The organism is Erythrobacter sp., from assembly GCF_038133525.1.
In the GTDB taxonomy this organism is placed as follows: domain Bacteria; phylum Pseudomonadota; class Alphaproteobacteria; order Sphingomonadales; family Sphingomonadaceae; genus Qipengyuania.
Genome location: NZ_JAYPTL010000087.1, coordinates 1 through 8484 on the forward strand (window position 1 = coordinate 1; position 8484 = coordinate 8484).

Consider the following 8484-nt stretch of genomic DNA (forward strand, 5'->3'; position numbering starts at 1 on the left):
ATCATGGCCACGGCCGCAATCGGGGAACGCATCTCCTGCCTGGCGATTGCGCGGGTCGCTCGGCCCGACCGGCGCAATTGCCAGGGTGTCGCGGACGGCGCGCAGGCGCGCCGGCGTCGTCGGGAGGCCGCGGAAGTGGCGGGGTGGGCGGCGCTCCCGTCTGGGCACGTTTCGGCCAGTCGCAACCCGGCCCTGCGGTGCCGGGTCTTCCATTGTATTGCAGCCCTGACCGACCCCTTCACTGCCTGGCCACGGCGATCATGCGGGTGCGACTGTCCGCCCCGCGCCCTGCTAGTCGCTGTCGCCGCCCACCCCGCCCCTTCCGGGGCCGGTGTGCGGGAAGGGCAGGGTTGGAGGCGTGCATGGGGCGAGATCATTCGGGAAGCGGTGGCGCAGGCGAGGCGGATAGGCCGCTGCGGGGTCGCGACTTCGAGGCAGAGGATACGCTGGCCGGGTGCCAGACGCTGGTTCCCGGGGTCGCGCCGCTGACGCAGGGCGACCGGCTCGCCGTGCTTGCCAATGCGCCCTTGCTGCCGCGCAGGCGGCAGCGGCCCGCCGACCACGGGCTGTTCGATAGCCATGCGCGCAACCAGCTGGACCTGTTTTGAGCGGCGCGATGCGGCAGGCGCAGCGACCTCGCAGGACTTTTCCGCCGTAGCCCCTCCAGCGGCGGACCAAGCCCGCATCGGACTTCCCCCTCCCGATGCGGCACCCGGTCCCGCCTCCCGGCTGCCCCAAGCCCGGGAGGCGGGGCCACCCCCGAGCAATCAACCAGGAACAGGAGTACCCGTCATGCATATCGACCAAATCCCGCTCGACCAGCTCTCGGTCTCGCCCGTCAACATGCGGCGCGGGCGCGCGCAGCCCGACGTCGAGGACATCCTGCCCTCGATCAGGGCGCGCGGCGTGCTCTCGCCGCTGTTCGTGCGCGCGCTTCCCGCGCGCGACGAGACCGACCGCTACGAGATACTCGCGGGCAGGCGCCGCTATGTCGCGAGCCTCGCTGCCGCCAAGGAATGCGACGAGCAGCGCAGCCTGCCCTGCATCGTGATCGGCCAATGCGACGATGCCGAAGCGCTGGAGATCTCGATGATCGAGAACCTCCTGCGGGAGGCTCCCGACGAAGTCACCCAATGGGAGAGCTTCACCCGGCTGGTGAAGAAAGGGCGCGGGGTCGAGGATATCGCCGCGAGCTTCGCGCTCACCCCGCTGCAGGTCAAACGCATCCTCGCGCTCGGCAATCTCCTGCCGCGCATCCGCGAGGCGTATCGCGCGGGCGACATCGATGTCGCCACGCTGCGTCACCTCACGCTTGCCAGCAAGGCTCGGCAGAAGGCCTGGCTCGAGCTGTTCGACGATGCCGAGGCGCGCGCGCCGCGCGGCGGGCAGCTCAAGGGCTGGCTGTTCGGCGGCAGCTCGATCTCGACCGAGGTCGCGCTGTTCGACCTCGATTCCTATCCCGGCGAGATCGTCGCCGACCTGTTCGGCGAACACGGCTATTTCGCCGACAGCAAGGTCTTCTGGGAGGCGCAGATGGCCGAGGTCGAGCAGCGCAAGGCGGCCTATCTCGCTGCCGGTTGGTCGGGCGTGGTGGTGGTTCCGGCCACCGAGCATTTCGCGCGATGGGAGTATGAGCATGCCGCGCGGCGCAAGGGCGGCAAGGTCTATATCCAGCTGCGCGCCAATGGCGAAGTCGCGGTCCACGAAGGCTATCTCTCGCGCCGCGAGGCGCGCGCGGCGCAGCGGGCGGCGAACGAGGGCGAAGCCGCCACCAAGCGTCCAGAAATGACCGCTGCGCAGACAGCCTATGTCGACCTCCATCGCCATGCGGCGGTGGGCGCGCGGCTCGCGAACGAGCCCGCGCTGGCGCTGCGCGTCATGGTCGCGCATGCCATCGCCGGTTCGCCGCTGTGGCAGGTGCGCCCCGCCGACACCGCCAGTCGCGATGCGGCGACCGCGCAAAGCCTTGCCGCGAGCCCTGCCGCGCAGGCCATTGCCGAACGGCGCCGCGCCATTCTCGACATGCTCGGGCTCGAAGGCGAGGCGCTGTGCCGCCATGGCCACGGCCCGGACCTCCTCCCGGTCCTGCATCGCCTGCTGCAGCTGGAGGACAGCGAGGTCATGCAGGCGATGGCGCTTGCCATGGCCGAGACGCTGGCGATCGGCAGCGAGGTCGTCGAGCAGCTCGGCATGCAGCTGGGCATCGCCATGACTGATCACTGGCAGGCCGACGAGGCCTTCTTCGGCCTGCTGCGCGACAAGGAAGTGCTGGTGGCGATCCTTGGCGAACTCGGCGGCGCCGCGCTCGCGGCTGCGCATGCCAAGGAGACGGGCGCGACCCTCAAGCGCCTGATCGGCGACCATCTTTCCGGCGAAGGCGGGAGGCCGAAGGTCGAGCGCTGGGTGCCGCGCTGGATGGCCTTCCCGCCTGCCGCCTATAGCGAGCGTGGCGGGGTCGCGACCGTTGGCGCGGCGCGGCGCGCCGCGTGGCAGGTCGAGGGCGCGCAGCAGGAAGGCGGGGCGCGCGATGATGCGCCGCCGGTCGAACCCGTCGCTGCCTGAACGGTAGCGACCGAAGCTGGAGGCGGCGCTTCGGTGCCGTTGCCCGCCGCGCTACCGCGAAGGGGCGGATTCCGGCTCGCCTGCCAGGGTCAGGCGCCCTTGACCCGCTGGCCTCGGGCTTGTGGCGACCTGCGGTATTGGACGGGCTTCACGCCGGAACCCCGCCGTGCGATGCGCAGGACCTTGCCTTCCTCGACCTCCGTTCCTGCAAGCGCCGCCGCCGGGGAGTTGCCGAGTTCGCGTGCCGGCAGCGCCTGGCTGAAGTAGAAGCCCTGGACCTGGATGCAGCCCAGGTCGCGCAGCGCGGTGAGCTGCCTCTTGGTCTCCACCCCTTCCGCGGTCGTGACCATGTGGAGATCGTCGGCCAGGGCAATCACCGACTGGATGATGGCCTGGCAATCTTCGCGGTCGGCAAGGCCCTCGACGAAGCTCTGGTCGATCTTGATCTTGTCGAAGGGAAAGTAATGCAGGTAGGTCAGCGATGAATATCCCGTCCCGAAATCGTCGAGGCTGATCCGCACGCCGAGTCTGCGCAGGTCATGCAGGAGGGCTAGCACTTCGTCGGTATTCTGGATCAGCAGACTCTCGGTGATTTCCAGTTCGAGGCGCTGGGCCGCGACACCGCTTGTCGCGAGCGCATTGGCAATGAGGCGAATGAGGCGGTCGTCGCGCAGCTGCACGGGCGATACGTTGACAGCGACGGTCTGGTGCTCTGGCCATTGGGCCGCATCGTGCAAGGCCGTGCGGATGATCCACTCGCCGATGGGAACGATGAGCCCGGTTTCTTCGGCGATAGGGATGAATTCGGTCGGCGATACGAGCCCTCGCTCGGGATGGTGCCAGCGCAGGAGCGCCTCATAGCCGACCGTGGCGCCGGTGGAGATCTCGACCAACGGCTGGTAATGCAGCTCCATCTCGCCTTGTTCCACCGCATTGCGCAGGCCGAGCGCTAGGTCGCGGCGGTTCTGCAACTCGTCGAGCATGGAATTGTCGAAGATCGAGATACCGTCGCGGCCCCGGAGCTTGGCATTGTACATGGCAAGGTCGGCCGAGCGCAGCAGCTCTTCCCCGGTCAGTCCGTCGCGCGGCGCGAAGGCGGCGCCGATGCTCGCACCCAGGGGAAGCAGGTGGCCCTCGAGCAGGACCGGTTCGCGCATGGCCCGCAAGATTTGATCCGCGATCTCGAGACCTACTCCGCAAGAGGGCAGGTCGGCCAGCAGGATAGCGAACTCGTCGCCGCCGAGCCTGGCCACCATGTCGCCCGGCCTGATGGCCAGTTCGAGCCGGCGTCCGACTTCGCCAAGCACCGCATCGCCGGTCTCATGGCCGTAGCCGTCGTTGATCTCCTTGAAGTGGTCGAGATCGACGAACAGCAGACCGGTCCGTCCCGGCTCGGGCGAACGCGCCATCTCGCGCTCGAGCGTCGCGTTGAACAAGGTGCGATTGGGTAGGCCCGTGAGCTGGTCGTAATGGGCCATGAAGGCAATCCGGGCTTCGGCGGCCTTCGCTTGGGTGATGTCGGAGATGAAGCCGCGCCAGCAGGCTTGCTGGCCCCGCCTGTGCTCGACCGGGCGACCGCTGATCGACCACCATCGTTCGGCATTATCGACCGTGAGCGGAACGACGAGGTTGCGGAACGGCTCTATCTGTTCGAGCTGGTTCGCCAGAGTGCGACGATGGTTCCCTTCATGGAACAACATGGCGAGCGTAATGCCTGCAAGCTCCTCTGCCGCCAATCCGCATGCGGCGCTGAAGCGCGCCGAGGGATTCAATATCCTGCCTTCGGCGTCGAGTTCGTAGAGCCAGTCGCTGCCATCGTCGTCATACTGGTTCAGGAGCAGTTGAACCGTCTCCTTCGCTTCTGCGAGGCGCCTCGTGCGGATACGCCGGGTGGCAAAGAGGTAATAGAGGTTGAATATCGACCAGTGCAGGAAGGCGGCAATGACGAGGATCATGAGCAGGTAGGGTGTGGCATCCTGTCCACCGCGGAGCAGTAGCCCGCCGGCCGTCACGATCCCGCCGCTAAAGCTGGCGGCCAGTGCGAGGTAAGGCAGCGACATGGCTCGCAGGCCATCGATAACCATCATGACGATGCCCAGCGCCGCGATCGCGGCGACGTTGGGCGCAGGCGCCAGGGCCAGGCCTCCGGCAAGCGCGCAAAGCCACCAGCCCACACGCAGCGCAAAGACCCGGCGGCGGGTCTCAAGTGCAGCAGCCTGGTCCGCGCCGGGCCTTGCCTCGGTCCGCCGCAGGGATATCTGGGCAAGCAGAAACGCGCCGCAGCCGATCGTTACGAACAGGCTATAGGCGATCCCGGTCAGCGGTCCGACCAGAGCGAGCAGCAGGGCCGAGCGAACCAGTTCGAGTAGCGTCGTGGGGAACGACCGCAGGTAATCGGCCCGACAGCGCGCGAACCATTCTTCCTCATGCGGCTCGATGGTGTGGCGGGTGAGCGCCAGCAGGGACAGCGGAGTCTGCCTGATCAGTTCATGTTCGAATTTTCCTAATCCCAGCATCCCATTCCTGTCCCTGTTTACCTGCGATAAAACCAAGTTAAGATCGGAAGATGTATTGTTACTGGTTAACCAGAGATATTTTCTTTGATACTTGTTCCAGTGTATTGACGATCGGTGGTTCATGAAATGTGTACCCGGCACTGGGAAAACCACCTAAGGCACTCAAATATTTGGCGGAGCATTCCATCGTCTGGCAGGTGAGGTTGGGACAAGTGTCAGGCGCGAGAGACGATGACGGGATCCCGCGACCGGGCATCGCATGCGGCAATCCAGTTCGTGCGACGGGTAGGCCCGCCCGATCGACAAGGGCTCAGGCGGTTGCGCGGGCGATGAGGTGGGGCGGAAGGACCAGGCTCTCGGTATCGTCGCCCTCGAGGCGACGCAACAACAGGTCGACGATCCCTTTCGCGCCGGCGGCAATATCCTGCCTTACGGTCGTCAGCGGCGGTACGGTATGGCTCGAGATCGGCAGGTCGTCGAAGCCGACGATCCGCATCGATGCCGGTACGGGGATAGAGCGCTCGCGAAGCTCCTTGAGGCAGGCGACCGCCATAGTGTCGGTGGCAGCGAAGATGCCGTCGCACTCGCCCAGGATCGCCTCCAGATGTTCGGCAACTTCGAGGGTCATGCGATCGACCGATAGATGCGTCGGCAGCGCCTGAATGGGAACGCCCATCCGTTCGGCAACCTCTCTCGCGCCGGCAAACCGGGCTGCGAACTCGACCGGCTGGGTGTCGCCGAGGAAGGCCAGGCTGCCTGCCCCGGCAGCGATGAGCCGCTCGGCGGCAAGCTTCCCGCCCAGGCGATTGTCGGTGCCTACCACGCAGTGCCGCTGGCCTTCCTGGTGATTGCCCCAGACCACCATGGGGAGGTAGCCGTCGGCCACATTCTCGATCCGCTCGAACTGGTCGGATTGCCCAATGACGATCACGCCGTCGATCATGCCCGATCCGATGAACCGGTCGAGCCAGTCCTCGTCCTGTGCGGGAATTACACGCCGGAGCATGAGATCGTAGCCCTTCTCGGTCAGCTCGTCCGCGAGATATCCCAGCAGCGTCATGAAAAAGGTATCGGAGATCTGTTGCCTCACATCGTGTCCCAGCGGGATGGCAACACCGATGACGCCGGTCTTTTGCCTGCGCAGCTTGCTGGCCATCTGGTTCGGGCGAAAGCCATGCTCGCGCGCGATCGCCTCGATCTTCTCGCGCGTCCTCGCGTTGACCAGACTATTGCCGGAAAGCGCTCGCGAGACCGTGCCGGGAGAGACGCCGGCGATCCTGGCAAGATCCGTTATCGTGCGGACCCGGTCCGGGGCATCGGTTGCGGAAGGGAGGTCGGATTTACCCATGGACGCGCCTAATGCGCCAGGGCCCGTTGTTCGCGAGGAACGCGGTGTCCCGCATCGACGAACAGTGTGGCAATGGCCCCGACCACCATCAGCGCGCCCCCGAGCATTATGACGTTGCGCGGATCGCCGCCTAGGAGCGAATTGTAGATGAGCGGCATGGTCAGCGTCTGGACAAGCATGGGAATGACGATGAACATGTTGAAGATACCCATATAGATGCCATTGCGTTCGGCGGGGATGGAGTCGGCGAGCATCACATATGTATTGCCCATCATTCCGGCCCATCCGATACCAATTCCGAGCATGAGCACAAACAGGGCAAGAGGAGTCTCGATCCCGGGCAAGAGCAGCATGGCGAGGCCCGATGCCGCCAGGCATGCCGCATGGACCAGTCGCGCGCCGAGCCGCGCGACCACCGGAATCAAGGCCAGCGCGCCGATGAAGGCGATGAAATTGTAGAACGCCCCGGCCTGCTGGGTCGTCAGGGTTGCTTCGCGAAATGCGGTACTCGAAGGGTCGGAAGTATGGTAGAGCGCCCGCCCGACAGCGAATGCGATGTACTGCCAATAGGCGAACATCGCATACCATTGGCACAGCATGGCGAGGGCAAGCTGCCGCATCGGCCTGGGCATCTCGCGGATCGCGTCTACGATTTCGGCCAGTGTCGCCCCGACGGTCATTGGCTTTTGCTCGAGGTTGGCCTTCTCGTCGTCTGACAGCGCCAGTTCCGGGACCCGCCAGACCGACCATATGATGGTCGAGATCGAGAGGATCGCGCCGATGACGAATGCGATGCGGACGATTGCCGGGATGCCGTTGTGATCGAGCACGTCGCGCGCGACGAATGCGGTAAGCAGGGTTGGCGCCATGTAGGACAGGGTTTGGGCGAGACCCGTGAAGGCGCTCTGTGTGAGGAAGCCTGTCGAGCGCTGGTCTGCCTGGAGGCGATCGGCGACATAGGCGCGATATGGCTCCATGGTGATGTTGTTGCCCGCATCGAGAATCCAGAGCAGCGATGCGGCCATCCATAGCGACGAAGAATAGGGCATCAGGAACAGTCCGATCGTGCAGATGATTGCACCGATGAGGAAGTAGGGGGTGCGCCGGCCGAAGCGCGAGTTGGTGCGGTCGCTCATGGCGCCGACGATCGGCTGGACCAGCAGGCCGGTCATCGGGCCCGCCAGCCACAGCAGCGGCATCGTCGCCTCGTCGGCACCGAGGAAACCGTAGATCGGCCCCATATTGGCCTGCTGCAGTCCGAAACTGAACTGCAGTCCGAAGAAACCGATGTTCATCTCGATGATTCGCAGAAGCGAAAGCCGTGGTTTTGCGGCAGCTTGCATGGACGGAATCCTCTCTGTCGCCGTTATCGTGTCGGCGTTGCGGCATTTTCGTGACATAGATTGCGCAGCATTGCAATCGTTTGCAACTTTGCTGTTGCAATCGTTTGCAATCGATCTATGCCTCACTGCGAATCGCACAGGATGGTGCGAGATATCGAGGAGAGTTCCGGCCATGAGGTTTCGTCACGCTTTGGCTTTCGGCGTTGCGCTGAATGCCCTTTCAACCCCGGCTTTCGCGCAGGAAGAGGTGTCTGTCGCCCAGGGCGAGCCAGCGCCCGGCGACGATGTGATCATCGTTACCGGCGTCGCCCGTGGCCAGAACCGGCTGGAAAGCTCGGTCTCGGTGAGCTCGATCGGTGCCGATTCGATCGCGGACCTGAACCCGAGCTCTTCCGCCGACCTCATCCGCCAGATCCCCGGGATCCGTTCCGAAGCCTCGGGCGGCGAAGGCAACGCCAATATCGCGGTTCGCGGCATACCGGTTTCGACCGGCGGCGCGCGGTATATCCAGCTTCAGGAGGACGGCCTCCCGATCCTCGAATTCGGCGACATCATCTTTGGCAACGCGGACAATTTTCTCCGGGCGGACCGCAATGTCGCGCGGGTCGAAGCCATTCGCGGCGGCTCGGCCTCGACCTTCGCCTCGAATTCGCCAGGCGGCATCATCAACTTCATTTCCAAGACCGGTGAGCGAGAAGGAGGGGCCTTGCAGGGT

The 8484-nt window shown here is 65.2% G+C and carries 6 protein-coding genes; 3 read left to right on the plus strand and 3 right to left on the minus strand.

What is annotated here, in order from left to right:
* Positions 1 to 362 precede the first annotated feature (362 nt).
* Entirely contained in the window at positions 363 to 608 is a 246-nt protein-coding gene (locus AAFM29_RS15685) for a hypothetical protein (RefSeq protein WP_341713719.1), read from the plus strand.
* Positions 609 to 792: 184 nt separating this feature from the next.
* Positions 793 to 2562, plus strand: coding sequence for a ParB/RepB/Spo0J family partition protein (locus tag AAFM29_RS15690; protein ID WP_341713720.1), 1770 nt, complete (start codon positions 793 to 795; stop codon positions 2560 to 2562).
* Positions 2563 to 2651: 89 nt separating this feature from the next.
* Here AAFM29_RS15690 and AAFM29_RS15695 read toward each other — a convergent pair whose 3' ends face one another.
* The 3 genes from AAFM29_RS15695 to AAFM29_RS15705 all read right to left on the minus strand — a co-directional run bounded on the left by AAFM29_RS15695 (position 2652) and on the right by AAFM29_RS15705 (position 7769).
* Complete coding sequence (locus AAFM29_RS15695; protein ID WP_341713721.1) at positions 2652 to 5078, minus strand: EAL domain-containing protein; 2427 nt, start codon at positions 5076 to 5078, stop codon at positions 2652 to 2654.
* A gap of 310 nt (positions 5079 to 5388) precedes the next feature.
* On the minus strand, positions 5389 to 6426 hold the full coding sequence (locus tag AAFM29_RS15700; protein WP_341713722.1) for a LacI family DNA-binding transcriptional regulator: 1038 nt from the start codon (positions 6424 to 6426) through the stop codon (positions 5389 to 5391).
* A gap of 8 nt (positions 6427 to 6434) precedes the next feature.
* Positions 6435 to 7769 (minus strand): MFS transporter, encoded by a 1335-nt coding sequence (locus tag AAFM29_RS15705; RefSeq protein ID WP_341713723.1) that lies wholly within the window; start codon positions 7767 to 7769, stop codon positions 6435 to 6437.
* A gap of 172 nt (positions 7770 to 7941) precedes the next feature.
* On the opposite strand from AAFM29_RS15705, the gene AAFM29_RS15710 reads away from it, so the two are divergent.
* Positions 7942 to 8484: TonB-dependent receptor plug domain-containing protein (locus AAFM29_RS15710; protein ID WP_341713724.1), on the plus strand; the 543-nt coding region annotated here is incomplete at its 3' end.